General features: G+C 69.6%; 29 protein-coding genes and 1 tRNA gene. 12 read left to right on the top strand and 18 right to left on the bottom strand.

Annotated features, from left to right (window positions below; genetic code table 11):
- Positions 1 to 65 precede the first annotated feature (65 nt).
- The 6 genes from AB0881_RS29365 to upp all read right to left on the bottom strand — a co-directional run bounded on the left by AB0881_RS29365 (position 66) and on the right by upp (position 4,565).
- Complete coding sequence (locus AB0881_RS29365) at positions 66 to 812, bottom strand: FCD domain-containing protein (protein ID WP_366622004.1); 747 nt, start codon at positions 810 to 812, stop codon at positions 66 to 68.
- A gap of 112 nt (positions 813 to 924) precedes the next feature.
- Entirely contained in the window at positions 925 to 2,382 is a 1,458-nt protein-coding gene (locus AB0881_RS29360; protein ID WP_366622002.1) for a helix-turn-helix transcriptional regulator, read from the bottom strand.
- A 317-nt stretch (positions 2,383 to 2,699) separates the two neighbouring features.
- Positions 2,700 to 3,218 carry a PH domain-containing protein gene (locus AB0881_RS29355; RefSeq protein ID WP_366622001.1) on the bottom strand — a complete coding sequence of 173 codons (519 nt, stop codon included), beginning with the start codon at positions 3,216 to 3,218 and terminating at the stop codon, positions 2,700 to 2,702.
- Positions 3,219 to 3,228: 10 nt separating this feature from the next.
- A complete protein-coding gene (locus AB0881_RS29350; RefSeq protein ID WP_366622000.1) occupies positions 3,229 to 3,387 on the bottom strand; it encodes a hypothetical protein in 159 nt (52 codons plus the stop codon).
- 75 nt (positions 3,388 to 3,462) lie between these two features.
- Entirely contained in the window at positions 3,463 to 3,771 is a 309-nt protein-coding gene (locus tag AB0881_RS29345; protein ID WP_366621998.1) for a hypothetical protein, read from the bottom strand.
- A 155-nt stretch (positions 3,772 to 3,926) separates the two neighbouring features.
- Positions 3,927 to 4,565, bottom strand: a complete 639-nt coding sequence (gene upp, locus AB0881_RS29340; protein ID WP_366621996.1) for a uracil phosphoribosyltransferase — start codon at positions 4,563 to 4,565, stop codon at positions 3,927 to 3,929.
- 126 nt (positions 4,566 to 4,691) lie between these two features.
- On the opposite strand from upp, the gene AB0881_RS29335 reads away from it, so the two are divergent.
- From AB0881_RS29335 to AB0881_RS29315, 5 genes are all read left to right on the top strand, one after another.
- Positions 4,692 to 5,144 carry a hypothetical protein gene (locus AB0881_RS29335; protein WP_366621994.1) on the top strand — a complete coding sequence of 151 codons (453 nt, stop codon included), beginning with the start codon at positions 4,692 to 4,694 and terminating at the stop codon, positions 5,142 to 5,144.
- 164 nt (positions 5,145 to 5,308) lie between these two features.
- Complete coding sequence (locus tag AB0881_RS29330; RefSeq protein ID WP_366621992.1) at positions 5,309 to 5,794, top strand: tRNA adenosine deaminase-associated protein; 486 nt, start codon at positions 5,309 to 5,311, stop codon at positions 5,792 to 5,794.
- Between the two features lie 74 nt (positions 5,795 to 5,868).
- Positions 5,869 to 6,306, top strand: coding sequence for a tRNA adenosine deaminase-associated protein (locus AB0881_RS29325; RefSeq protein ID WP_366621990.1), 438 nt, complete (start codon positions 5,869 to 5,871; stop codon positions 6,304 to 6,306).
- A gap of 60 nt (positions 6,307 to 6,366) precedes the next feature.
- Positions 6,367 to 6,804, top strand: a complete 438-nt coding sequence (tadA, locus tag AB0881_RS29320; protein WP_366622015.1) for a tRNA adenosine(34) deaminase TadA — start codon at positions 6,367 to 6,369, stop codon at positions 6,802 to 6,804.
- Positions 6,805 to 6,814: 10 nt separating this feature from the next.
- Positions 6,815 to 6,902: transfer RNA gene (locus tag AB0881_RS29315), tRNA-Ser, on the top strand.
- A gap of 98 nt (positions 6,903 to 7,000) precedes the next feature.
- Here AB0881_RS29315 and AB0881_RS29310 read toward each other — a convergent pair.
- The 8 genes from AB0881_RS29310 to AB0881_RS29275 all read right to left on the bottom strand — a co-directional run bounded on the left by AB0881_RS29310 (position 7,001) and on the right by AB0881_RS29275 (position 15,023).
- Positions 7,001 to 8,260, bottom strand: coding sequence for a site-specific integrase (locus tag AB0881_RS29310; protein ID WP_366621988.1), 1,260 nt, complete (start codon positions 8,258 to 8,260; stop codon positions 7,001 to 7,003).
- A 21-nt stretch (positions 8,261 to 8,281) separates the two neighbouring features.
- On the bottom strand, positions 8,282 to 8,530 hold the full coding sequence (locus AB0881_RS29305; protein WP_366621986.1) for a helix-turn-helix domain-containing protein: 249 nt from the start codon (positions 8,528 to 8,530) through the stop codon (positions 8,282 to 8,284).
- A gap of 147 nt (positions 8,531 to 8,677) precedes the next feature.
- Positions 8,678 to 10,675: a DUF3987 domain-containing protein gene (locus AB0881_RS29300; RefSeq protein WP_366621984.1), complete on the bottom strand. Its 1,998-nt coding sequence runs from the start codon at positions 10,673 to 10,675 to the stop codon at positions 8,678 to 8,680.
- A gap of 39 nt (positions 10,676 to 10,714) precedes the next feature.
- Positions 10,715 to 10,969, bottom strand: coding sequence for a hypothetical protein (locus AB0881_RS29295; protein ID WP_366621982.1), 255 nt, complete (start codon positions 10,967 to 10,969; stop codon positions 10,715 to 10,717).
- A gap of 171 nt (positions 10,970 to 11,140) precedes the next feature.
- Positions 11,141 to 13,282: a hypothetical protein gene (locus AB0881_RS29290; protein ID WP_366621980.1), complete on the bottom strand. Its 2,142-nt coding sequence runs from the start codon at positions 13,280 to 13,282 to the stop codon at positions 11,141 to 11,143.
- Positions 13,279 to 14,382, bottom strand: coding sequence for a DUF2637 domain-containing protein (locus AB0881_RS29285; RefSeq protein WP_366621978.1), 1,104 nt, complete (start codon positions 14,380 to 14,382; stop codon positions 13,279 to 13,281). Before AB0881_RS29285 ends, AB0881_RS29290 begins: the two co-directional genes overlap by 4 nt.
- A gap of 125 nt (positions 14,383 to 14,507) precedes the next feature.
- Complete coding sequence (locus AB0881_RS29280) at positions 14,508 to 14,813, bottom strand: WhiB family transcriptional regulator (protein WP_366621976.1); 306 nt, start codon at positions 14,811 to 14,813, stop codon at positions 14,508 to 14,510.
- A gap of 63 nt (positions 14,814 to 14,876) precedes the next feature.
- Positions 14,877 to 15,023, bottom strand: coding sequence for a hypothetical protein (locus AB0881_RS29275; RefSeq protein WP_366621974.1), 147 nt, complete (start codon positions 15,021 to 15,023; stop codon positions 14,877 to 14,879).
- A 142-nt stretch (positions 15,024 to 15,165) separates the two neighbouring features.
- Here AB0881_RS29275 and AB0881_RS29270 point away from each other — a divergent pair, with 142 nt between their 5' ends.
- From AB0881_RS29270 to AB0881_RS29260, 3 genes are all read left to right on the top strand, one after another.
- Complete coding sequence (locus tag AB0881_RS29270) at positions 15,166 to 16,035, top strand: winged helix-turn-helix domain-containing protein (protein WP_366621972.1); 870 nt, start codon at positions 15,166 to 15,168, stop codon at positions 16,033 to 16,035.
- Positions 16,032 to 16,727 carry an HAD family phosphatase gene (locus tag AB0881_RS29265; protein ID WP_366621970.1) on the top strand — a complete coding sequence of 232 codons (696 nt, stop codon included), beginning with the start codon at positions 16,032 to 16,034 and terminating at the stop codon, positions 16,725 to 16,727. The genes AB0881_RS29270 and AB0881_RS29265 overlap by 4 nt, the downstream gene beginning before the upstream one ends.
- Before the next feature lie 134 nt (positions 16,728 to 16,861).
- Positions 16,862 to 17,539: an aminoglycoside phosphotransferase family protein gene (locus AB0881_RS29260; RefSeq protein ID WP_366621968.1), complete on the top strand. Its 678-nt coding sequence runs from the start codon at positions 16,862 to 16,864 to the stop codon at positions 17,537 to 17,539.
- Positions 17,540 to 17,823: 284 nt separating this feature from the next.
- Here the strand turns inward: AB0881_RS29260 and AB0881_RS29255 are convergent, their stop codons facing one another.
- Both AB0881_RS29255 and AB0881_RS29250 read right to left on the bottom strand, forming a co-directional pair.
- Complete coding sequence (locus tag AB0881_RS29255; RefSeq protein WP_366621966.1) at positions 17,824 to 18,849, bottom strand: hypothetical protein; 1,026 nt, start codon at positions 18,847 to 18,849, stop codon at positions 17,824 to 17,826.
- A gap of 57 nt (positions 18,850 to 18,906) precedes the next feature.
- Positions 18,907 to 19,509, bottom strand: coding sequence for a winged helix-turn-helix domain-containing protein (locus AB0881_RS29250; RefSeq protein WP_366621964.1), 603 nt, complete (start codon positions 19,507 to 19,509; stop codon positions 18,907 to 18,909).
- A gap of 478 nt (positions 19,510 to 19,987) precedes the next feature.
- Here AB0881_RS29250 and AB0881_RS29245 point away from each other — a divergent pair, with 478 nt between their 5' ends.
- Complete coding sequence (locus tag AB0881_RS29245; protein ID WP_366621962.1) at positions 19,988 to 20,281, top strand: GntR family transcriptional regulator; 294 nt, start codon at positions 19,988 to 19,990, stop codon at positions 20,279 to 20,281.
- 317 nt (positions 20,282 to 20,598) lie between these two features.
- Positions 20,599 to 21,318 (top strand): hypothetical protein, encoded by a 720-nt coding sequence (locus tag AB0881_RS29240; RefSeq protein WP_366621960.1) that lies wholly within the window; start codon positions 20,599 to 20,601, stop codon positions 21,316 to 21,318.
- Positions 21,319 to 21,733: 415 nt separating this feature from the next.
- Here AB0881_RS29240 and AB0881_RS29235 read toward each other — a convergent pair whose 3' ends face one another.
- Together AB0881_RS29235 and AB0881_RS29230 are read right to left on the bottom strand one after the other, a co-directional pair.
- Positions 21,734 to 22,603 carry an EamA family transporter gene (locus AB0881_RS29235; RefSeq protein ID WP_366621958.1) on the bottom strand — a complete coding sequence of 290 codons (870 nt, stop codon included), beginning with the start codon at positions 22,601 to 22,603 and terminating at the stop codon, positions 21,734 to 21,736.
- Positions 22,603 to 23,256, bottom strand: coding sequence for a phenylalanine--tRNA ligase beta subunit-related protein (locus AB0881_RS29230; RefSeq protein ID WP_366621956.1), 654 nt, complete (start codon positions 23,254 to 23,256; stop codon positions 22,603 to 22,605). Before AB0881_RS29230 ends, AB0881_RS29235 begins: the two co-directional genes overlap by 1 nt.
- Before the next feature lie 71 nt (positions 23,257 to 23,327).
- On the opposite strand from AB0881_RS29230, the gene AB0881_RS29225 reads away from it, so the two are divergent.
- On the top strand, positions 23,328 to 23,891 hold the full coding sequence (locus AB0881_RS29225) for an XRE family transcriptional regulator (RefSeq protein WP_366621954.1): 564 nt from the start codon (positions 23,328 to 23,330) through the stop codon (positions 23,889 to 23,891).
- Positions 23,892 to 23,948: 57 nt separating this feature from the next.
- Positions 23,949 to 24,953 carry a hypothetical protein gene (locus AB0881_RS29220; protein ID WP_366621952.1) on the top strand — a complete coding sequence of 335 codons (1,005 nt, stop codon included), beginning with the start codon at positions 23,949 to 23,951 and terminating at the stop codon, positions 24,951 to 24,953.
- The last annotated feature ends 20 nt before the right edge of the window (positions 24,954 to 24,973 follow it).

Raw genomic sequence — 24,973 nt, 5'->3', positions numbered from 1 at the left:
GTGGTACTCGTGGTTCGCCGGCCGCGCGCGGGCGGCGGCGGATGGGTTCTCGCCGGGGGGGGCGGCTAGGACGGCGCGACCGGGGCGGCGGAGGGCGCCGAGGTCGCGGGGGTCGCGGGAGACCCGGAGGTAGCGGAGGTCGCGGCCTCGGTGGAACGCAGGATCTCGTCCAGGCAGATGTGGGTCGCGCGGGCGGCGGCCTCGGCGTCCCCGGCCTCGATCGCCGCGGCGATGGGCCCGTGCGGGACGTCCTTCTGCTCCGGCGCGAAGCCCGCGCCGCCGATGCTCGCGCGCAGCGCCGCGCTGAAGTCCCGGTACAGCTCGGTGAGGACGCCGTTGTGGGTGGCCTCGACGACCGCCATGTGGAACGCCAGGTCGGCCTCGACGAACTCGGCGTGCGCGCCGGCCGCCCAGGTCGCGTCCCGTTCGGCCAGCGCCGCGCCGATCGCGGCGACGTCCTCGGGGGTACGGCGGGCCGCGGCCAGCCGGGCGGCCTCGACCTCCAGCCCGCGCCGCACCTCCAGGATCTCGATGATCTCGGCGGTCGCGAGCCGGCGGCGCACCGCGCCGGACAGCTCGCTGGTGGCCCGGACGTACGTGCCGTCGCCCTGCAGGCACTCCAGCAGCCCGGCGTGCGTCAGCGCCCGGACGGCCTCGCGGACGGTGTTCCGTCCGACGCCCAGGCTCTCCGACAGCGCCGGCTCAGGCGGGATCTTGGCGCCCAGCGGCCAGTTCCCGGCGGTGATCTCGCCCCTGAGCTGGTCGATGACCTGCTCCACCAGCGACGAGCGACGGGCCGCGCGCAGTGTCAAGACTCCCCCTTGGATCCAAGGATTCCACCAATCATCCCATGTCTCCATGTTAGGACGCCCCGCGCGGGCGCGTTTATTCCGGCTCCCGCCGGAACCGGTGGAACCTGGCTCGCTACGACACCGCTTGGGCGGCGTTCTGCGACCGGGCGGGGCGCAGGCCGGCGGCCGCCAGGGCCTGGCGGTACGCGCCGGTGGCGCCCTTGCCATCGCCCGCGGCCTCGAACAGCTCGCCCAGCTCGCGGAACAGCTGCGCGACCGGGCGGCCGGCGGGAAGCCGGTCGAGCTCGCCCACGGCGGTGCGCAGGACGACCAGCGCGGCCGTCGCGTCCTGCTGGGCGAGCCGCGCGCGGGCCAGGACGGCACGGGCCTGCGTCGTCTTCCGCACGTGGGCGGCGAAATCGCCCGCCGGGACGCTGCTCAGCTGGTTGGGGTCGGCGGAGGGCGGGGCGGCCAGCGCCCGGCCGGTGTCGAGGAACTCCTCCAGCAGCGCGATCGCGTCCTCGGGATGCCCGACCAGGACGAGCGCGCGCGCCCGCTCGATCGTGCTCTCGACGCCCTCGGCCCCTTCCAGGGCGGCGGTGCCGCGCAGCAGTTCGATGGCCTCCTCGGCCGCCGCCGTGCGCGCGGTCTCGTTCCGCGGCGGCCCGGCCGGGGCGTCTGCGGGGACGTCCGTGCCGTTGTCCTCGGCGGAGAACGGGGCCACGCCGCGCAGCAGCGCCTTCGCGCCGGCGAGGTTGAGGCGGGCACGGGCCAGCGTGGGCGTGACGCCGCCGTGGGCGGTCAGGGCCTGGTCGGCGAAGTAGAGGGCGTCGCCGACCGATCCCTCCTCCAGCGCGCGGGCGCTGGCCTGCCGGTACGCCCGGGTCGGCTCGGTCTCCGTCTCGTCCCCCTCGGGCGGGGCGGCCAGCACGCGGCGTCCCAGGGCGTGCGCGCGGACGGGGTCGGAGCGGTCCACGTAGGCCAGCAGGAGGATCCGCCCGACCTCGGTGTACTCGTGGCCGGTGCGCAGCCCCAGCCGGCCCAGCCGGGCCAGCGCCCGCTCGGCCAGCGCGATGGCCTGCCCCAGGTCGCCGACCGCGTGGTAGCAGCGGGCCAGCGCGATCACCGGCGGCAGCCAGCTCGCCCGGCCCGGGTCGCGTTCGGACTGCTCGCGCAGCTCCTCGAACAGCGCGATGGCCTCGGCGGTACGGCCCAGCTCCTCCAGCGCGCGGGCGCGGCCCCAGCGGGCCCGGGAGGTCAGGTCGGCGTCGTCGCTGCGCGCGAGGACGTCGTCGAAGCCGCTCTCCGCCGTCGCCGCGTCGCCGGACAGCAGGGCCAGGTGCGCGTGCCGTTCCCGGACCTCCAGATGGGCGCGCTGCTCCGGCTCGACGCCCTCGGCGAGGTACTCCGGAGTGCAGCCGAGGCGTTCCGCGAGCATCCGCAGGACGGTCGGCGTGGGCGTGCGCTTTCCGGACTCGATCAACGAGATATAGCTGTCGGAGAGGTCGTGACCGGCGAGCTGTGCCTGCGACAAGCGTCTGGTCAGCCGCAGGTTGCGGACACGTTCGCCGACATTGCCTGGACCCGGCATGTGGACTCACTTAGCGGAAGTAAACAGGCGGCTGGGGTGCCGACATGATTGCACATTGCGGGTTGCCCCACATCGTGAGCAACCAAGCGGCACGACATGGGATCACCTGTACGAGCCCGGCGTCAGCCCTTCGCCGGCGGCCCGTGGCCGGGGGACCGGTACGCCGTGCCGGCTCGGGGATCAGCCGCGCTCCCAGGGGATCTCTCTTACCGTAGCCGGTTCGCTGCCGCCTGGTCGGCGATGCCCCTAATTCGAGGCCCTAGGGCCCGAAAATCCCGTACAAAAGCCTCAGAATTCCCAGTCGCCGCGGCCGCCGCTCAGTCGTCGGCGGTCGCGTTCTTGTTCGGGAAGATCATCTCGCAGACCTCCAGGTAGAGCTGCTCGGGGTACGGGAGGTAGTCCACGGTGTCGAGCGCCTGGTCCTGGCCCGCCGACTCCAGCACGAAGTCGCCGTACCCGAGCATCCGGCCGGCGATCGTGCGGCGGAAGCTCATGTCGGTGACCTTGGCGAGCGGCATCATCGCCACCTTGCGGGTGATCAGCCCGGTGGTCAGCAGCATCCGCTGATTGGTGATCACGAAGTAGTCGACCGACCATTCGGCGACCCGCCAGACGAACCACGCGAGCAGGATCAGCCAGCCCCACCAGATCCAGGCCGTGACCTCCGCGACGGTGTTGCTCAGCACACCGGCGACGATCAGCCCGGCCAGCACCAGGCCGACCGGGAGCATCAGCACGGCCGGATGCCGCCGCACCGTGATGACCTGCGTCTCGTGCGGGAGAAGGTACTTGTTGACCGAGGCCGGGGCGGAGTCGCCGGGCGTCACCAGCCGCATCGTCGCCCCCTCAGGTCAGCTCGGTGACGAAGGTGGCCATCGCGCCCGCGGCCGAGGCGATCCCCTCGGCGGCGCTCCGCACCGACCCCGCGGCGCCGTCGGGCTGCTTGATCACGTAGAACGCCACGAAGGCCGCGGCAGCCCACGTGAAGTACTTCTTGGCGGGCACGGCAGCCTCCCGGAGCGAATGACCCACAGACCCCAGATCAGTTTCGCACAGCCCCGATGTGCCGCAAAGTAAGGCCTATGGCGCGTTGCCGAGGGTCGGACGCGACCCCTGGCGACGCCGCTCGGCCGCCACGACCGCGAGCACCTGCAGGTGCTTGCGTGCGATCCGTTCCACCAGGTCCGGCGACGCCGCCCCGGTGACCTCCTCCGCCCCGTGCCGGGCCGCCTCGACGCAGCGCGCCACCGTGTCGGCGGCGTGCACGTTCGCGAACTCCTTGGTGAGGCGGCCGCCGACCTGCGCGTACCCGGCCTCGCCGGACGCCGCCGCCTCCTGGTGCGCGGCGTCCTCGCGGTCCGGCCGCCCGCTGTCCCCTTGGTGAGCCATTGCGCTTCCTAGAGCCTCGCTCGCGCCGCTCCGGTCCCGAACGGTCCCCTGTGTGCCGGGGCGGCGGAGAGGAACGATCAATGACGTTCCGTGGCTCCTTATTACCCAGGGTCACCTATGCGTGAACATCGCGCGAAGTGGTCCGCGATCTGCCGCTAGACCACGCCGTAGAGGCGGTCGCCCGCGTCGCCGAGGCCGGGGAGGATGAAGCCCTGCTCGTTCAGGTGCGAGTCCACCGCGGCCGTGACCACGCGGATCGGCACCCGGGTGCCGTCGAACGCCTGCTCCATGTACTTCAGGCCCTCGGGCGCGGCCAGCAGGCAGATCGCCGTGACGTGGTCGGCGCCGCGGTCGAGCAGCAGCTGGATCGCCGCGGCGAGCGTCCCGCCGGTCGCGAGCATCGGGTCGAGGACGTAGCACTGCCGGCCCGAGAGGTCCTCGGGCAGCCGGGTGGCGTACGTCTGGGCCTGCAGCGAACCCTCGTCCCGGATCATGCCGAGGAAGCCGACCTCGGCGGTGGGCAGCAGCCGGGTCATCCCGTCCAGCATCCCCAGGCCCGCGCGCAGGATCGGCACGACCAGCGGCTTGGGGCTGGCGAGCTGCACGCCCTCGGCCTGGACCAGCGGGGTCTGCACGGTGGCCGCGGCGACCCGCACGTCACGGGTGGCCTCGTAGGCCAGGAGCGTGACGAGCTCGTCGGCCAGGCGGCGGAACGTGGGCGAGTCGGTGTTCACGTCCCGCAGTGTGGTGAGCTTGTGCGCGACGAGCGGGTGGTCGACGGCGTGGGTCTGCATGCGCACACCGTACCCGCGCGGGTAGGCCCGGTCTGCCACGCTTGCCCCAAGATGGTTCCCTGGTGAGGGCAGGACAGGGGCCGGACGGAGAGGATAGGAGCCCGCCGAGCGGGGCACGATGCCGTTATGACCCGAGATCGCGACCAGCAGCCGAGCCGCTTCGCGTCGGCCGATGACGCCTTCCTGGAGGTCACCGGGTCGCGCGCGAACGCCAGGCGCGTCCGCGGCGAGGGTACGCGCCGTACGCCGGGCGGACGCGCCGCACCGCGCGGGGCCGCGGAAGGCACGGACGACCAGGAGGCCCAGGAGGCCAAAGGGGACCGGGAGGACGCCGTCGGGGCCACCGCCGCCCGCGACGACCGCGCGGAACCCGGACCCGCCCCGGAGCCGGACGCCGAGCGGGACAGGGATCCGGGCGGGCCCGATCCCGAGGAGGTCCGCGACCATCTGCGCCGCCGCGCCATCTTCCTGCGCGAGCTGGCCGAGGCGAGGGAGCTGCGCGAGCGCGTGACCCCGCACCGCTCGCGGCGCGCCCGGATCCACGCGGCGCTGCGCCGCCGCACGTTCCGGCTGCACTGACCGGCCGCGCCGGGGCGACCGAGTAACCTCGGCCGAGGCTCCGGCCCGCGGCGCTGTCTCCACGCCTCACATCCGGTCAGGGAACCGAGTTTGGGCGTGGGGGGCACGAGAAGGCGCCGCATCTGCGAGCATGCCGTGGCAGGATCGGCGCCGGTGGGGTGGAAATGACGGATGTGGACGCGACGGATTTCGCCGTCGTGGTGTACCGGGAGGACGAGCGCTGGGAGGCCGAGGTCCTCCCCGTGGCACTGACAGAGGATCTCTCGGGACTGGTCCATGCGCTGCGCCAGCAGCCCAGCCTGGGCGGGACGATCGGGCTGGTGTCGGTGGGCGACGACTTCTTCGTGGCGATCCGGCTGCTCGGCGACGAGGTGATGGTCTTCCTCTCCGACGTGACCGCCTCGGTCGACTGGCCGCTGGCCGGGCAGGTGCTGGAGCACCTCGACATCCCGATCCCCGAGGACGAGGAGCTCGACCAGGTGCTCCCGGTGGGCGACATGTCGATCTTCGCCGATCTCGGCCTGGACGAGATGGAGCTGGGCGCGATATCCGGCGACCTGGAGCTCTACCCCGACGAGATGCTGCTGAGCATCGCCGGCCGGCTCGGCTTCGCCGCCGCGTTCGAGCGGGCGCTGGACGCGTTCGGCTGAGAAAATCGCCCCGGTCCCCGATCGGGGCGGTTCAGGGGTGTGACCGGCGCGATCCCGTGGGTCACAATGAGCGGGTGTCCTACTTCGCCGCCGTCTTCGCCCGGACCCCGCAGGGCTGGGTCGGGACCGAGGCCGTGCTCGCCGAGGTCGAGGGGATCGACGACGTCACCGACCTGATGCGCGAGGCCGCCGTCGAGTCGTACGGCGATGCCGTCGTGCTGCTGATCGAGGAGGACGACGACTGGTTCGCCGTCCTCCGCCTGGACGGGGAGAGCGAGCCGCAGGCGTTCGTGTCGGCCATGCGCGAGGACGGCATGTGCGGGCTGTTCCACCAGCTGGTGGGGGAGGTGCCGGACGGCGACGCGGGCGGCGACCCCGGGCTGCTGGAGGACCTCGGCGTCGACACCAAGCGGCTCGGCGAGCTGGGCGAGCGGGCGCTGCCGGGCGACGCGCTGCTGACGGTGGCCGAGCTCGCCGGGTTCGGCGAGGAGTTCGACCGGCTCCGTGACTAGCGGACGGCGGCGGCGCGCACCGTGACGGAGATCACTCCCGAGGAGGAGTTCGCGGCCCCCATGCGGCTGGCCCTGGCCGAGGCGCGCCTGGCCGGGGAGGCCGGTGACGTCCCCGTGGGCGCCGTCGTCCTGGACGCCTCCGGGACGGTCATCGGCAGGGGCCACAACGACCGGCAGCGTACGGCGGACCCCACCGGCCACGCCGAGATCGTCGCGATGCGCGCCGCCGCGATCGCCCTGGGCAGCTGGCGCCTCTCCGGCTGCACGCTCGTGGTCACGCTGGAGCCGTGCACGATGTGCGCGGGCGCTTCCGTACAGGCGCGCGTGGAACGCATCGTGTACGGCGCGGTGGACCTCAAGGCGGGCGCGGTGGGTTCGCTGTGGGACGTCGTCCGGGACCGCCGTCTCAACCACCGCCCCGAGGTCTTCGCCGAAGTACTCGCCGACGAGTGCGGCTCTCTGCTTTCCGAGTTCTTCGCGCACCGCAGAGTCGGGTAGGCTCTCCCGCGGTGGTGTCGCCTAGTGGACGAGGGCGCACGCCTCGAAAGCGTGTGAAGGGCAACCTTCCGTGGGTTCGAATCCCACCACCACCGCCACCTGAATGGCCGTTCACCTGGCCAAACGCTGAGAGGGCGGGACCTGTGGTCCCGCCCTCAGCGCTTTCCAGTCTCAGTTCTAGTCTCAGTCGCCCTGCTCAGGCCGCCCCTTGGTCCCCTTCGGGGCCGTCGTCCTGGTCCTCGGCGGGCTCCCAGAGCAGGCCCGCGACCCGTTCGGCCACGTCGCTCCGGATGACGTCGCTCATGTGCTGGTACCGCTTGGCCATGGCCGCACTCGACCACCCCATGATGGCCATCGCGGTAGGCGTCGGGACTCCGAGGATCAGGAGGACCGTCGCGGCCGTATGACGGGCGTCATGAAGGCGGGCTTCGCGGAGTCCGGCCGTCACGAGCAGGTCCTTCCACTCGTGGTAATCCGTGAAGGGGTTGAGCGGCTCCCCGTCCGGCTTGGTGAAGACGTAACCCTTATCCGCCCAGAGTTGCCGCGCTTGATCACGCTCGGCCTCCTGCTGGGCCTTGTGGAGCTTGAGAAGCTCCAGGAGGGGCGCGGGAAGGCCGATCACGCGGCGTCCGGCCTTGGACTTCGTCCGGCCGGTCTCCGCCCGGACCTGTTGCCGTTGCGGGCAGTAACCCGCCTTGATTCGCCCGCAGGACTCCCCCTCACAGCCATGGACGTACTTCGGACGGAGGCGGCCCCGCCGGATACGGACCATGCTGCTGGTGAGGTCAACGTCCTCCCACTTGAGGCCGAGCGCCTCGCCCTGGCGGAGCCCGAGGGCGAGCGCGAACACCCACCGGACACCGTTCCGTTCCTGCTCCCCCGCCACCTTGAGCAGCTTCTTGATCTCGCCGATCTCGTACGGCTCGAACTCCTCCTCTTCCACCTTCGGGGCCGTGGCGAGAAGAACGGGGTTGGTGCCGAGGTGGCCACGCTTGACGGCGACGTTGAGGGCGTTTCGCAGGGTGCGGTGTACGTGATGTGCCGTGCCTGCCGAGAGACCCTGCTTCTCCTGCATCCGGCCGTACAGCGCCTCGCAGTGCTCGGGCGTGAGCTTGTCCAGGCGGTGAGCGCCGAGGCCGGGGATGAGGTGCTTCTCGACGTCCACCCGGTAGCCGGAGTGCGCGTTCTCCGAGATCCTCGGCGGGATCGCGATGCTGTCGATCCAGTGCTGGAGCCACTTCTCCACCGTCCAGCGCTGTCCGGCCTTGGGCATCCTCCCCTTGTCGCGAAGCTCTTCCAGCTTCTTGACCTTCGAAGTGACCTCGGCCTTGGTCTTGGCCATGACGTGACGGCGGTCGGGCTTGCCGTCGTCCTTGGTGCCGACCGTCACGCGGCCGTGCCAGTAACCATCCTTGCCCTGGTAGATGCTGGAACGCCCATTGGCATTACGCCCCATAGTGGTTGTTCTCCCTCGTGACTACTTGGACGGAACAGCGGCCAGGAGGCCGGAGACATAGGCGGCGAGGCATTCGGCGGGAACTCGGCGGAGGCGCCCGATCGTCACGCTCTGGATCTCGCCGGAGGCGATGAGGCTGTACATCTGCGTGCGGCCGATCCGGAGGCGCTTGGCGGCCTCTTCGACGGTGAGCAGAAGGTCCGAGTCGTTGGTCATGAGGGCGGTCACGGCAACCTCCGGGGGCAGGCTGTAGGGATTGCGGAGCGTCACGAGCGGCGAGGCTCGGCGGAGGGCGGGCGGAGGTTGATGACGCGGTGACGTGGTGACAGAAGTCGACAGAAGTACTTCTGTCGACTTCTGTCACCGTGTCCCCCTGTCCCTGACCGCCGTGGCGGCCTGACGGCTGATCACGATGGGTCACGCCGACGGGGACGGACTGCCGGTCAGATCGGGGTGTGCTTCGTAGGCCGGGGCGGCGGGGCGATTGCGCGCGTTGGGCGGGCTCGGAAGGCGCCGAATCCACCCGTGCGTTTCCAGGACGCGCAATGCGGGCTCGGTGTCGGCGGCCTTCTTGAACCGGTTCTTGAGGCCGCTTCGCATGAGGTCCCGTGCGGTGAATCGGGTCGTGCCGGACCGTTCGATCCACTCCAGTACGGCGCGGCCGTCGTTCACGGCGGGATCGGCGCCGATGGCGTCGTAAGCCGCCTGGGCGTGGAGGGTGAAGTACTCGCCGATGAGCCGGGCGTTCGTGAACGTGGCGAGCGTGATTGGGCGGTCCCATCCGTCGCGGATGTGCTGGGCGAGGTGCAGGAGAGCGGCGATGCGGACGACCGCGCCGACGAACTTGCCCGCCCAGTCGGTCATATGGGCCAGGTCGCCCGTCCCGGGCCGTAGCCGGATCTCGTGCTCGCTCGCCAGGTCGAGAATGGCGGCCTGGGCGTCCGGCGCGAAGTGCAGCGTGGCGGGCTCGGGCAGCGCGGCCAGCGACAGGACCATTGCTTGCACGTTGGCGCTGTATGCGTCCCGGATGTGGTCGGGAACGGGCTCGGGGTGCGCGTTGCGGAAGCCCAGAAGCGACGTGGGCACGGAGTACAGCAGGCGTCCCAAGAGACCCTGCTCGCCGAACTGGGGAGTCTCGCCGAGGCGGGTCAGGACGCCGGGTTGGGTGCAGATTCCGAGGGTGATGGTCGCGGCCGCGATGCGTTCGCTCGGACGTCCCATGCGGTCAATGCGCATCTCTTCGCCCGCGTGACCGGACTTGAGGATGGCCAGGTTGGGGGCGCCGCCGTAGCGCCCAGCGGCGATAGAGAAGATCTCGCCTTCTGGCGACAGGACGGCGAACCGGCCGCCCTGCTCGGCCACGTGACTGGTGAGCCGTTCCACGGTGGCGTCATCGGAGAACAGGCACGGCTCGGCCGGGATCGGCGTGTTCTCCAGGTCCAGCCGCGCGGACGCTGCCTCGTCCCGGGCCAGGGCCTGTTGAGTTGGGTCCTGGGCGGAGGTCGCGGCCTTCTCGGTCTTCTCTACGGCGGCCTCGGCGACCTTGCGCGCCACGACGGCATCGGCGATGAGCGGGCGGGCCTGCTCGACCAAAGCGGCCTCAGCGGCCTTGATCGGGGCGGTCATGTGCTTGTAGACCTCGGACTTGCGGTTGCCCGGGGGCAGCACGACGAGCGTGAACAGGTTGGTCGGCTCCGTCCAGGTAGTGGCGCGGGCCCAGACCTTCCCGCCAGCGGCGACGCCGAGCACCGCCAGGGCAAGGCACCCGGCAAGGTCGGGCGGGGTCTGGGTGACCTCGGAGAGACCAGCGGTGTACTCGCCGAGCCACTCCGGGAACGCCCACACAGGGAACGCGGGCAGCTCCGTGGACGCCGAAAGCGGCGTCGGGTCGGTCCAGCCCTGGCCCTGTGCGGCAGTGGCGGCGGCCAGCTCGGCGACGACCGCGCCGCGTAGGTCGTCCTGGGTGTCACCGGTCGCGGCGTAGCCGAGCTGCATCAACCGCGTTCCCGAGGCGACCACGCGGCGGGCGTAGGCCAGATCGCGCACTATGTGGGCGTAGAACGTGGCGTTGGTGGCCGTGAGGACCTGACTGATCAGGGTGTGCAGGTAGGGAGCACCGCCCATCGTGGCGAGGTCGCGCGGGTCGATGGCGGCGGCCACGGCCACGGGCTCAACGGGGGCGCCACGGTCGGCCAGGCCGACGATGGTGTCCCAGATGAGCCCGTGCGCGGGGCGGTAGAAGTCGGGCCCGGCCACCAGGTCGCGTACCTCGGGCAGCGCGGCCGGGGCCAGCATGACCGCGCCGAGCGTGTGCTGCTCGGCCTCGATGTTGTGTGGCAGCGGCCGGACGAACTCGGCCAGCTCGGCGCCGTGTTGCTCGTTGTCTTGGATGACTTGCAGGCGCGGCGTGCTCAAGGTGGTTCCTCCTGAGACGAGAAGCGGGGAGCGGCGGGGTCAGCGCTTGTTGAGGCCGTTCCAGATGCGGCGGCCGAGGCGGAGTTGGGCGCCCTTGCCGGAGCAGCGGCCGCAGTAGCGCCAAGCGCGGCCGGAGGGCGAGCGGAACTTGCCCGTGCCGTCACAGCGGGTGCAGGCACGGAAGGGCCACAGCGCGCACGCGATGGCGTATCCAGCGAGCGCGAGAAGGGCGATGACGAGGAGGGCGGGCGTAGCGTCGGCCTGGGTAGCGGTAGCGGTGATGAAGGGGGTCACGGTGCCTCCTGACGCGGTTTCAGGGCAGCGGAGAGGGAGCGCGCTACCCGCTACCTGCGGGTATTCGCGCTGATCAGGTGGGTAGCGGGGGCGGTAGCGCGGTCGCTACCGCCACCGGGTGTCCGCTACCGCCGTCCGGTCACGGGCAAGGCCGTGACCGGACGGGCGGGATCAGGTGGAGCGGGCCTGGAGGGCGGCCGTGACGGCGTCGTGCTTGGCGCCCTTGAGCACCTGGCCGTCACGCTTGCCGTTCACGCTCTGCACACCGAACGAGCGGACCTGAGCCGAGACCGCATCAGCGGTCAGGTCGCCGTACGACTGGGGCAGCTTGTCCGCCAGACGCGTCGCCAGCTCTTGCCACGGCAGGAAGCCTTCACCGGGCAGGAACATCGCGTGCACGTCGGCGAGGACGTCCCGGACCTGCCGGGCGGTACGGTCTCCGGCCGCGTGCCCGGACAGCGTTCCGGCGCGCTCGCGGATCTCCCGGGCGACGTTGAGGATCTTCTCGGCGTCCTCGGCGTCGGCCAGGTGGGATCGCACGGTCGGGGTGTCGTCGGAGGCCCCGCGCAGGATGCCCACACCCTTGTACGAGGGCAGCAGCAGCGAGGAGTCGAATCCTTCGCTGTAGGCGCCCGCGCCGAGCACGAGGTCAGATACCTGCCATGAGCCGGTGCGGAGGCTGAAACGGGTCTGGTGGTTGTCGCGGAAGGAGTTGAACGACGTCGCCACCTGTCCGGCGCCGATGCCCGAGGGCTTCTGAGTCGCGTCGACCATGAAGACCCCAGCGGCCGGAGCGGTCTTGACCAGGAACAGCAGCAGGGAAGCGATCTCCTTGTTCGCCTCGACGTCCGGGGTGTCGTAGTACTCCTGGAACTCGTCCAGGAAGACTCCGCGTACCGGCATCCCGTACTTGGGGTCGCGGGCGATCTCCCGCGTGAGCTTGCCCTCGGGGCAGACGTCGGTCGGCAGGTCCGACAGGCGCTGATAGCGGTCCTGGACGTCGGCCTTCAACTCCCGCAGCGCCTCGACCAGGATCTCGACGGGATCGCCCTCCCGGGTCATCACCAGGCCGGAGGAGAACTGGTGCGCCACGAGGGCGAACTTCCGCCAGTCCGGCTTGCCGGAGGCGTCGAACACCGACAGCCGGACGTACGGGTCCAGGGCGGCGTAGAGGGCCAGGAGGCGGGCGAAGAACGTCTTCCCCTGGCGCGGTTGCGCGCCGACCATGGTCGAGTTCCACAGCAGCGGGACCGTGACTGCTCGGCCCCGTTCGTCCAGGCCGACCGGGGCGGGCTCCCAGATGTCGGTGGGCTTGCAGCGGAGCAGCGGCGTACGTCCGACCGGCACGGCCAGCGGGTCACGGTTGGCCACCCACAGCGTGTGACGCCGGTGCGAGGTGGCGTCCCGCGTGACGAACACCTGCGAGATCGCCACGTCCAGGCCGGATGCGAGCGCGTCCCTCGCCTGGATGACGTCGTTGAAGCCCTTGCCGTACGGCAGGTCAACGGTCACCTTCGAACCGTCGCCATCGGCGGCCAGGCCGGGCGCGGCGAACTGGACTTGCTGACCGGGCTTCTCGGGGTGGCCGAGCTTGGCGGCGTAGTAGGCACGCAGCACCACGTCATGGGTGATGACCCGGTACCGCGACGGGATGACCGCCTGTCCTGCGATGTTCTTGCCGGCCGGACGGCCGTAGCGAGCGAGCAGCGGCACGACCAGCGCCGCCGCGCCCGCCGTGGTCCACGCCGATCCGGCGGCGAACATCGCTCCGGCACCGATGAGGACGGTCTCGCCGAGCACGACCATCCCGCGTCCGGTGCGGACCTTGGACACCTCACGGTGGAGCTTGAGCCACAGGTCCGCGTCGCCCTTGCTCGCGGCGGCCTGCCTCAACGGCTGCTGCTCCAGGACCCACCACCAACGCAACTGCTTGCCTGCCAGCTTGGCCGTGCCGAGCAGGGCGTAGCCAGTCATCCTGACCGCGTACCACGGCGCCCGGACGGCGTGATAGCCGGTGATGTGCAGCCAGCGGCCGACCGTCTTGCGTACGGCGGCCTCGAAGGTCACGCGGTCCCTGAACACCGGCGGGATGATCGGACGGCGAGCGCCCTCGGTGACCGCCTCGTCGCCCGCGGGGCTCGGGACCGTGCCCTCCGGGACCGGCGCGGACACGGTGTCGCCGGTCTCCTCCTCCGGCTTGTCCAGGACGACCTCATAGGAGGTGTCCTGCATCTCGGGCTCGGTCTCCGGTGCAGTGGGCAGGGGAAGGCGGACGACGTCGGCCATGGGCTTGGAAGTGCCGTTCAGGTTCATCGGGCGTCGTCTCCCTTGGTCGCGCTCACGGTCTCGGGGGCGGGCTCGGCGGTGGGGTCGGTCGGGGCCTCGGTCCTGAGGCGGCCGAGCAGGGCGCCAACGCGTTCGTTACCGGAAGGGCTCCCGGCCTTGCGCAGCTCGGCGGCGAGTGCGTCCCGGGTGAGGGCCTGGCCCTGTGCGGACAGATCGGAGGCGATGCGCCAGCCGAGCGGCATCAGGTCGTCCACGTCCGGGACGGACCGGGCCTTGCGGCTGCCTCCCGTCCGGGACCGGCGGCCGGACGCCGAGGCGGACCGTCCGGGCCCCGTCTTCCGGGCCGTCTTGGCGGCGGTCTCAGACGGCTCGGCCGGGTTGGCATCGGACGGTCCGGCCTCGATGGCGGGACGGTCCTCGGTGGCGGTCTCGTCAGCCGGGGCGAGTTCGCCGAGGCGGTACATGGCGCGGACGCGACGGGGAGCCTTGCGGCGCCAGGCCCAACGGCCGTAGGTGTCCTGGAGGTCGGTCAGGGCAAGGACGCGGTCCCGCTCACGGTGCAGGGCGTCCGGGTAGGAACGGATTTCCCACAGCACCATGCGGCGCCACAGCTTGAGCGTCGGCCACGGCGCCAGCACCCAGCGCGAGGCACGGATGCCGTCCATGCGCGTCCCGGCCTCGATACCGGCCCGGATGCGGACGACGTGTGAGCCGATCTCCACGGCCAGTACCCACAAGCAAGGCAGGACGGCGTGAGCGACGGCGCCGAACGGCGTGGTCTCGTCCGCCACGTTCAGGTAGACCGTGGCGGCCGTGAGCGTCCAGGGGATGAGCCGCAGCCAGCGGACGCGCATGTCCAGCCGGGCGAGCACGATGTCGAGTGCGGCGAAGATGGCAATGCCCAGGTCGATGCCGAGGGGCACGGTCCAGGCGAACCAGCCGAACGACGGCCGGGCGGCCTGCTCGACGGCGGCGAAGCTGTTGACGAACCCCAGCAGGCCGAGCACCGCCACGCACGCGGCGACCGTGGCAACGGCCGTGAACTCGTTGCCGGTCAGCGTGCGGAGGTGTGGCCGAGACCGGTCCATATCGACGGACGGCGGAGGCGGGGCCAGGCTGTCAGCCATGATGAGACTGCTCCTTGATCCTGGAAGGGATTGGGAGTCATCGGGGCGGCCGGTTTCTTGGCGGAGACAGGGCCGCCCCGATGCTCGGAACACGTTCGATGTCGCGGGTTTGAGGCCCGCCACGGTCAGGCCACCTCGCCCAGGGACGTGGCGGCCAGCTCGGCGATCTCCTCGGCGGTGAAGCGCGCCCAGACGCCGGATTCGGGCAGGGTCTTTAGGGCGTACTCAAAGCAGGTCTGACGCAGCGGGCAGGTTGCGCAGACCTCGATCGCGACCGCTTCGCGAGCCTCGCGCTCCTCGGCGCTCTCCTCGGTGAAGGCGTCCGGGCCAGTGTGCAGGTCCGGGTCGAAGCGGCACTGCGCGCCCTCGATCGGCTCACCACGCAGATCAACGGTCGTGGACGAGGGGTGAGCCAGGGCGATGCGGTTCATCTGAGATCTCCTGAGTGCTTGCTCTGGGCCAGAGCGGAATGGTCGGGATGCGGAGGCCGGACGTCAGCCCAGCGCGCCCGCGAACTGGCCGATCGCCGTGATCACCTTGTTGACCAGGTGCGCGGCGGACGTCGGGTTGTTCACGGCGTAGATCGCGACCGCGACGCCCGCGATCCACTGGCCGACGTGGCTGGTCTTCTGGGGGAACATGGCGAACCTCCTTGGCGTTGACCTGACCGGCTTGGCTAGTCAGGTTCCGTTGGCTCGCCATCATGGCTGGCTTGGCTAGTCAGGTCAAGCCCGAAGCTCGAAATCTTCCTGGCTTGGCTAGCCAGGGCTTACGCTGGGAGCCATGAGCGTGGAGACCGAAAGCCTTGGTGACCTGGACCCCGATGACCCTCGGACGCCCTCACAGCAGATCGCCAACAAACTTCGGGCGGCGATCCTCACTGGCCAACTCAAGTCAGGCGACAAGCTGCCCTCGCAGCCGGATCTGGCAGCGCGGTACGGCGTCGCACGCGAGACGGTCAAGGCAGCGCTTCGCATGCTCCAGAGCGAGCGCCTGGTCATCACCCGCCAGGGGAGCGGCTCCTACGTACGCGCGCAGACTGAGCGCCCAGTCGGCCTGAGGCCGCACATTGAGGCCGCGTTCGAGAGCCCGCACGTCGCCATCGACTTCGCCGGTTTCTCGGGCGAGACCCTGCACAACACCCTCATTGAGGTACTCGACAAGGTGCGGGCCGGTCGGCTGACTCCGGAGTCACTCAAGATCCGGATCATGATGTGCGACACCTCGGCACCCATGGCGCTCCCGCGCCGAGTGGGCACCGAGACCGCCGAGCCCGCCATCAAAAAGCGCGCCGACCGAATCACGCGCCGAGCCGTTGACGGCATCATCGACGCAGTCAACGAGCTAGTTGACCTGGGACTTCTCAAGTCCGGAAGTGCGGAAGTGCGGGTCCACGAGCTGACGCCCGCCTTCAAGCTCTACGTCCTGAACGGCGAGGAAGCGTTCTACGGCCTGTATCCGGTGGTCAAGCACTCGATCCGGCTGGAAGGGCAATCGACCGAGATCTTCGATCTCCTCGGCAAGGACACCACGCTCTTCCACTTCTCGGCGCACGACGACTCCGAGACGTCGAACGCCCCGCAGTTCGTCAAGGAGGCCAAGGCTTGGTTCGATGCCCTCTGGGGGACGATCTCGCGCGAGTACGAGCTGTGACCTCCCTGCACGCGCTCTTCGAGCAGGCCGAGGCCCTCCTCCTGGACTTCGACGGCCCAGTCTGCAAGCTCTTCGCCGGATACCCGGCCCAAGAGGCCGCCGACGAGATCCGCAGTCTCCTGGGCGACCACCAAGACCAACTCCCCGAGCACCTTAAGCACGGTCCAGACCCCCTGAAACTCGTGCGATGGATCGGCGCTAACACCCCCCAGTTGCTCCCAACAGCAGAGCAGGCTCTCGCCCGTGCCGAGTCCCGTGCAGCGGAGTCCGCCACCCCCACACCGCACGCAGACGCGATGATCCGAGCGACAGCCGAGTCCGGACGACCCGTCGTCATGGTTAGCAACAACTCAGCAGAAGCCATCTGGCGCTACCTGCGGGCTCACGGCCTGGACCAGCACATCCGAGCGGTAGTCGGTCGCGATCCTCAGCACCCTGACCAGATGAAGCCCGACGTCCGCCCGATCCTCCGGGCCGCCCAAGAGGCGGGCGTCCCGTCCGATCGATGCCTGCTCATCGGCGACACACCAACCGACATCGAAGCCGCCGAAAAGGCCGGCACCCCGACCATCGGCTACGCCAAGCGAGAAAGCCGCGTGCACGAGCTGGGGGCCGTCGGCGCTGACGTCGTCGTCGAGAGCATCGCCCTCCTCGCCGAGGCCGCCGGAGCCCTCCAACTGGACTCACAGTGACGGGCGCCTCTGTAAGCATCCCGGCCTCCGTAGAGCAGGGCATCTCCGCACGCTGGCCTGACCGAGCACCGGCCTGGCTGGACGAGGTCACGAACGAACTGGCAGAACTCTGCCGACGCTACAGAGCGGCCCCGATGTCGACATTCGACTCTCGATACGGCCTGGTGGTCGAAGTCGAGGCCGACACCGAACGCCTAGTGATGCGTTCCTCCCCAGACCCCGATGCGCTCTTTCAGGCAGAGGTCTCCCAGCAGCTAGCCAAGCTCGGCATCGGCCCCGATATCCGGGAGGTCATCGCCACGAAGTCGGGAGTGTGGACGGTCGCGGCCCGGATCCTCCCCGGCTACACCCTGAAGAACCGCCCCGTACCGGTCGAGCAACTGGCTGCAGCACTTCGGCCACTACGAGACCAGCCAGCATCGGCACACCTGCCAACCCTGACTGCCTGGCTGTCCAGCCGCCTCACAGCCACCGAGGACGTAGACATGCCGTCCGGACGCACAACGGCGCCCGAAGCCGAACGCCAGCATGCCGCCGCCCTGCTGTCCGAACTGGCTGAACAGCCCCCTCAAACGCTCTGCCACGGCGACACATCGTCCAAGAACATCCTCATGGGCCCTGCGGGGAAGCTGTACCTGATCGACCCGCGCGGCCTCTCCGGAGACATCGCCTATGACGTCGCCGTGGCCGCGTGGAAGACCACCAGTGATGACCCCCTACAGGACCGAGCCGCAGAGCTGGCGCGCCTGGTCGGAGTCGATACGGAACGAGTCCAAGCCTGGCTCGTCGTCGCCGAGGCCGCCCGTGTCTAGTGGGGGCCGCAAGGCCGCGCCGATGTGGCTAGACCTCGTCCTCCCGGAGGAGGTCTGCCGCGTGGCCTGCGCTCTTTGAGGATCTCCGGGACCCCGGAGGCTGCGGAACCTGCATCGGTTCTGCGTTCGTCCCGTACAGGCTCATAGTCCGTGGTCCCCAGTGACAGGCAACGTTGCCGTCCTCGTGAGCCCAGAAGGTCAGGCTCGTATAGGAGGACTGGAGGAGAGGCTCCGAGCAGTGCCTACAGACAACCATCGGCGCACCTATCGTTACGGCGTTCGCATTACAGGCGCGAATGGCCGATAAGGGTCCGCAGTTCGGCAGTCCGGTTGAGAGGAACGGACTTCGGAAGAGCATGGAGTGTACGCGCGGCACGGTGCCTATAGATCGGGTCGACAGGCACCTTGTCCCTGACGAACGATTGCATCACGTCAGCAGCCATTTCGAGCGCTATCCCCGGGTTGTGAGGCGCCTCGCACCATGCCTGATTGAGTCGCAAGAGCTTCCGGAATCTCATGCGCTCGTTGGCCTCGTACGCGGTCGCCCGAAATCCGGCGGCGAAGAATTCGCTCGCGCTCGGCTGCCGACGAAAGGCGTGGGCGACTGCGAGTGAGTTGTACATCTGCGATGGAGTGAGCTCGAAAGCGTTGGGCTTCGGTATCTCTGGCAGGCGCTGTTGCCAGTCGCGTACCTGCCGTTCATACTCCTCGGACAGTCCGGCGGGATCCGGCGATCGCGAGTAGTGCACCATGGCTTGCGAGTGCAGCCCCGCCAGAATGAGCTTCCCGTGCGGTTCCTCCGCCTCTTTCTCGATTACCTTGATGCCGCGTACCGCTGCTCGTGAGCCGAGTTCTGGGGTTCCATACCAGATTTCGGCAATCGATTCGCGATCGTAGGCACTGGCCACCGCTGCACGGTCACCGCATTGGTAGCCAAATTCTCGTGCGACGGACGCCGCTTGGCGAGCCTGCCGGATCTCTCCGAGCCTCGTGTGGAGTGTCGTGAGGAGTACCCCTTGCCACGCCATGACTCGATATCCGGCGCGCCGCCGAGTCCGGTCGTTGGCACGGTTAGCAAGGGATCGGGTGACGAGAAAGTCAGCGTGCACCTCGCCCAGAAGCGCACGCGTCGACTGAGGATGGGCAGCGGCGACCGCCCAGTCCTGAAAGATGCGGGTCTCGAAGTCGGAAATTTCAAGTCCGTTGCGTGTCGGGGCTGCACTCCGAAAGTGCATTATCTTCTCTCCTCCATTTACGACAGGCGTCAGCCCAACGAGCGCGATCCCGGAAAGTGCTTGCCTTCGCTTCATGTCACCTCTCGCCTTCGTCGAGCCGTTCGGGTTTATATCGCAGGGGTGTAGACGCCCCTAACCTTCTTGTTGAGTTTCGGGGGCGCGCACTGTGTGGTTGCCATGCTGCGCCTGCTCTGCGACTCTGATCGCCGTCTGATTTCGGAGTTCGTTTGCAGCTTCTGTCATCGCGTTGGATCTAGCGATCAGTTGCGTGGCGTAGTCGAAAGCTTGCCGCAAGTCCAAGGAGGAGCGGATTGCCGACATCGCTTCTTCGTGAGCGTCACTGATTCCGTCCAGAATCCTCGTGAACGTCTTTGGAGGAGTAGACGGGGGCGGGGGGAGGCGACCCTCATAATCAGATCTGGACCGAACAACGGATCTACTCCCTTGACGGCCACTTATGAGATCCTCGGCAACAAGTTGCCGCAAGGCGGCCTTGACGGTTTCCCGCGCAACGCCGTATCTCCTGGAAAGCTGTTGCTGAGAGGGAAGCCTTGTGTCTGGCTTCAAGTGGCCAGCCAGGATCGCCGATCTGAGTTGCGCCGCGATTTGCTTCGACGGCGAACGCGGATCCTCGGGATTCAGTCCGCTAAGTAGATCGTCAAGTCCCGGGGAGCGCCCAGAGTGCTCGCCGACCGATTGGCCATCGGTCCGCGATGAGAGGGGTCCACCGTTCATGAGGACCTGGCCCCGTCAGCGCCGCTGACGAAGGATTCGCACTGCGTGTTCCCCAGTCGTGCGGGCTCACCTTGTCCGGCCCTGCGTGCGATGACCTTGGGGTGTGGAGCGGTCCTCGGTCGGGCGGCCTCCGCCAGAGCGAGCCGCTCGGCCAACCGCTGCTGTGCATCACACAGGATCCAGAGCTCTACGTCAGTCCGCGCCTCGACCTCGGACACCGCGCCCCATCGGCGTTGGAAGTCGGTGAGGTCCTCAGTCCTGGTCGCGACGTACGTCCGATCTTCGAGCACGACCGACCAACCGTTGATCGCGGGTACGGCCTTGGCTGACTGCATGTGATGGCTCTCCTCAAGGCCAGCGGCGCCGGAGCGGAGTCCGAACTTGGCGAGCAGATAGCCAAAGCAGTGTACGTGCTACATAGAGCTATGCATAGCTCCCCGTGCCTTTATGCAGGTCAACGGGGCTCTACGTTTGTCGTGTGGGTGATCGTTCAGAGGTTCCGGAGTTCGATCCGCAAGGGCCGCAACTCGTCTACATGGCGTTTGCTGACCACATCGCGGCGCGGATCGCTGCTGGCGACCTCTCGCCCGGATCGCGGCTGCCGTCCGAACGCGAGCTTGCGGACGAATACGGCATTGCCTACATGACGGTACGGCTCGGAATGCAGGAACTTCGTGAGCGTGGCCTGATACTCACCGTGCATGGCAAGGGCACGTTCGTGGCCGAGCCACCTCAGGACGACACCAGCGAAGAACCTCAGGCAGACCGCTGAGGACTGAGGCCGGAACCCGCATGGTGTAGCTCGCCTCCAGGACCGACTGAACTGGGTGTTCGCGCCTGAGCTGTTTGTTTGCGGGACCGACTTCTATCGTGGCTGCAGGTGTGCGAGGCGGTGGCGTGGCAGGCGGAGTTCGCACGGCGGCAGGTCGAGGCTCGGCAACGTATTGAGGACCTTCGACAAGACCCGCCTCATACGTTCACTGCCCGGGGCGCAGTCAGCTGACCCATTCCGAGGATGCTCTCGGGAAGGGTATCGATCAGTTCGGTTCTCCACAGTGACCACACCTGGCAAATCTCTACAAGGCAGCCGTGACGAGCGCGATCATGAGCGGCATGATAGATCCCGTCACAGCGCCGTTGCCGCCACTCCTGATGCCGACTGGCCCTGGCCAGAGTGATCTGCTGATCCACTTTTGTGGGCGAAGGGAGAACTCGTTGTTCACTCCCGATGTGCCTGCGGACATCAGGGAGATGAATCCTGAACAGCGCCTAGATGCGATTCTCACCTCGCAGTCCATCCGTGCCTTCACCCCCTTTCGCGCCCATGTGCCAGCCGTGTGCCTGTCAGAAAGCCCTGGTCTCCACCTCGTTCACATGATCCGCGATCGGGGGATGCTTCCCTGGGGCATCCTGCTCCGCCGGTCCGATGTCATTGCCGCTGGAGGCGGCGGTATCGCCTACCCGCCTGACGCAGTCCACGAGCAGTGGCCAACGGACATACAGGTCTGGGGCAATCCCATCCGCAACGACGGTCGAGCCCTGATGGATTTCAGCTGGGAGCGCGAATGGCGGATTCCCGTGCCAGGCGGAGCGTTCTTCTTGCAACCCCAGGCCGTAGCAGCGATCCTGGTCGGCGACCAGGATTGGACGCCTACTCCTGTAGCCACCGAGTGGGTGAACGGCTACACGGGTGAACCCTTGCCCGGTCCCAGCGTTCCCGAAGCCATCGCCCTGCCGCACTACCCGGAAGCATGGACCAACGCCGTACGTCTGTACTGGGACGGGACTACTGTGGTTCACATCCAGTAGGACGTGGAACAACACCGCCGAGTCCTTAACGTGGTGTCTCTGTAGAACTCGGCTGGTCGAAGAGGCGACTCGGTTCGAGAAGAGCCGCAGCCAACCGCATGGGGACCGGGCGTCGTCCAGTCTCAGTTCTAGTCTCAGTTAGTCGTCATCCGGGGTTCGTTCGGGCCCGTTCATGGCCGTCCGGCCACGGACGATGGCTGGTCCCGCACGGGGTTGACCACCCGCTGAGCGACTGCGGAGTACTCCGCCGATCATGGGTGAACAGAGATCCGCAGACCTCGAAAGCGTGTGAAGGGCAACCTTCCGTGGGTTCGAATCCCACCACCACCGCCGCCGCGAGAAGGCCCCCTGGTCGGGGGCCTTCTTCGTTTTCCGGCCGGTCCGCGGTCCGTCTGCGGGCCGGTTCTGGGTGTTGTCAGCCGATGGTGACCAGTGCCACGCCCGCGACCGCCACCGCGAGCCCGAGGCGCTGGACGGCCCGGAGCCGCTCGCTGTAGGCGATCCTGGCCAGCAGGACGGTGATCGCCGGGTAGAGCGACGTCAGGACCGCGGCGAGGCTGAGCAGGCCCTGCTGCGCGGCGACGAAGTAGAGGCCGTTCGCGGACGCGTCCAGGATCCCCGACAGCAGCGCGAGGCCGATCAGGAGGCGTCCCGAGACCGGCGGGCCCTCGTTCCTGCCGGCCCTGGCGAGCAGGAGCAGCGCCGTGCCGATCACGACGAGGTTGCCGACCCGGGCCGCGACCAGGGGCCACAGCCCGCCGCCGTCGCCCGCCGTCTCCAGCAGGATGAAGAAGATCCCGAAGCAGGTTCCGGAGATCCCCGCCATCAGCGGGCCGGCGTCGTACCACCGGACGGCCTTCGGGGACGCCGCGTCCGGATCGTCCTTCTCCATGCTGACCAGGCCGATCGCGACCAGGCACAGCAGCACCCCGGCGAGGACGGTGGCGTCCAGGCGTTCCCCGCGCAGCGTGCCGACGGCGACCGGGAGCACGGCCGAGGCCAGCGCCGACACCGGAGCGACGACGCTCATCGGGCCGCGGGCGAGCGCCCGGTAGAACGTGATCAGGCCGATCCCGCCCGCCAGCCCGGCGCCGAACCCCCAGGCCAGCGACGGTGCGGTGGGGCGGCCGCCGATGATCACCGCGGCCGCCAGCACCACCGCGAGCCCGACCGGGACGCACCATGCCAGCGCCTTCAGCGCGGTCGACCGGCGGGAGACCGCGCCGCCGAGGAAGTCCGCGACGCCGTAGGCGAGGGCCGCCCCCAGCGCCAGCACGGTCACCATCAGGCGCCGCCGCCGATCAGGCGGCTCTCGATCCGCACGTCCGGGCTGAACTCGCGGAGCCGCGCCGCCAGCGCGTCCCCGGCCTCGTGGAGCCGCTCCAGCGGGTACGGCTCCAGGCGCTCCAGCAGGAAGAGCGCGTTCCGCGTCGACTCGGTGATGCGCGTGCGCACGCACTGCCGCCAGTTCCAGCGCCGGCAGGTCACGCCGAGGTCGTCGCGCCACACCACCTCGCCGGCCGCCGGGTGCTCCGTGACGGTCTCGCCGCCGGCCACGGTGTCGAACGGCTCGTCGCCGCTCGCCCGGACGAGCCGGGCCGCGCCCTGGTAGGCGTCGAGGTCCTCGCCGCCGATCGGGAGCACGTACTCGACGCTGACCGCGTTGTAGGCGTCCACGACCCTGTTGATGGAGGGGAGGGCGTCGGCCCTCCTCAGCAGGGCGTCGATGGACGACCGCGTACGCTGGGGCTTGGCCCCGAACGCCCGGTACGCCTCCCGCCACGCCTCGACGTGCGGGTCCTGCGCGGCGCCGTCGGGGACCTTGGCGTCCGGTTCGCCGCCCGGCCCGTTCACCAGGCCCTCGGCGGTCATGGCGAGCACCGTCGCGTCGGGGCGCAGGTCCCGCACCGCTTGGTCTATGACGATCCGCTCCAGCATCGCAACCTCCGTCCGGTCATTTTAATGAACTCTAAATGTCATCCTACCGACCGCACCATAGGGTTGGGGCCGTGAGTGATCAGGACGCGATCGGCGAAGCGGTGGCCAGGACCGTGCGGGCACTGCGCGCCGGCCACGGCTGGAGCCTCGACGAGCTGGCCGGCCGCGCCGGGGTGAGCAAGGGCGTACTGGTCGGTCTCGAACAGGGGCGCGGCAACCCCAACCTCGGTACGCTCATTCGCATCTCGGACGCGCTGGGCGTACCGCTGACCCGGCTCGTGCAGGTCGAGGAGCACCCGCCCGTACGGGTGTTCCCGCCGGAACGGCACGTGGTCCTGTGGGAGGGCCCGGCCGGCGGCACCGGCACGCTCCTGGGCGGCAGCGATCCGCGGCCGTCCCTGGAGCTGTGGCGCTGGGAGCTGCGGCCGGGGGAGGTCAGGGAGAGCGACGCGCACGTACCCGGGACCAAGGAGATCGTGTACGTGGAGGAAGGGGTCCTCACCCTCACCGTGGACGGCCGCAGCGACATCGTCCGCGCCGGCACCGCCGCCGTGTTCGTCGGCGACCGGCCGCACGCGTACGGCAACGCGGGGGAGGACGGGCTGCGGTTCGTCCTCGCCGTCCTGGATCTGTGACGGCCCCCGACTCGGGATCCTTGGAGCGGGCCAGCGCGTTGAAGGAGTGTGCAGCCGGTGAACGGAAACGAGTCCCAGGGCATCTCCGGTACGGTCATGGCCCTCGGCTCCGGTACCGCCTGGCAGGTCGTCTCCCCCGCCGCCATCGAGGCCCCGCACCTGCTCGCCGCGGTCGCCGTGGGGGCTCCCGGCGAGGTGTGGGTGGCCGGCCACGCCCGTTCCCGCCCGCTGATCGCCCGCTGGGACGGCACGTCCTGGACGACGCCGCCCGCGCCGCCGGCCGAACCGTCCCATATCGGTGCCGGTTTCCAGGGGATCGACGCCGCTCCGGAACGTGCCATCGCGGTCGGCGGCGCCTATGACCGCGTGAACGCGACGGAGGTCCCGCTGATCCGGCACTGGGACGGCACCTCCTGGCAGGACCACGCGCCGGAGGGGACGGGCTACGTCCTCACCGGCGTCGCCCTCTTCCCCGGTGAGGCCTGGGCGGTGGGCCACGGCCTCCCTTGGAACGCCCCAGGCCCCGTGGCCCTGCACCACTCTCAGGGCTCCTGGCGGCTCGTAGCGCTGCCGCCCGTCCCGAAGGGCAAGCTCCTCGCCGTCTCAGGCACCGCGCCCGACGACGTCTGGGCCGTCGGCGCCGCCGACCGCGCCGCCCTGATCATGCACTACGACGGCCGCGCGTGGACGCGCGCCGCCGCACCCTCGACCCGCTTCCCCCTCACCGACGTCGTGGCGCTCTCCCCCTCCGACGCCTGGGCGGTCGGCCGCGACCGTGTCCTGCACTGGAACGGCCGCAAGTGGAGCCGTGTCAGGACCCCGCTGACCTCGGCCAACACCGTCACCGCCCGCGCGCCCGGCGACCTCTGGGTCGCCGGCGGCCACGGCGAACTCGCCCACTACGACGGCGCCCGCTGGACCCTGGCCGACTCCCCGCAGGGCCGGACCGCCGTCTGGCTGGCCTCGGCATCCTCCGGGTCCGCCACCTGGCTGGCCGGCTCCCACCAGGCGACCCGCCAGACCCCCACGCCCCCGCCTCAGAGCATCTCCGCGGAGTCCTAGCGGGCGGGGCGCGCTCGGTG

This window comes from Spirillospora sp. NPDC029432 (assembly GCF_040703975.1).
Lineage (GTDB): Bacteria > Actinomycetota > Actinomycetes > Streptosporangiales > Streptosporangiaceae > Spirillospora.
This window is presented reverse-complemented; position numbering and strand designations above follow the sequence as displayed.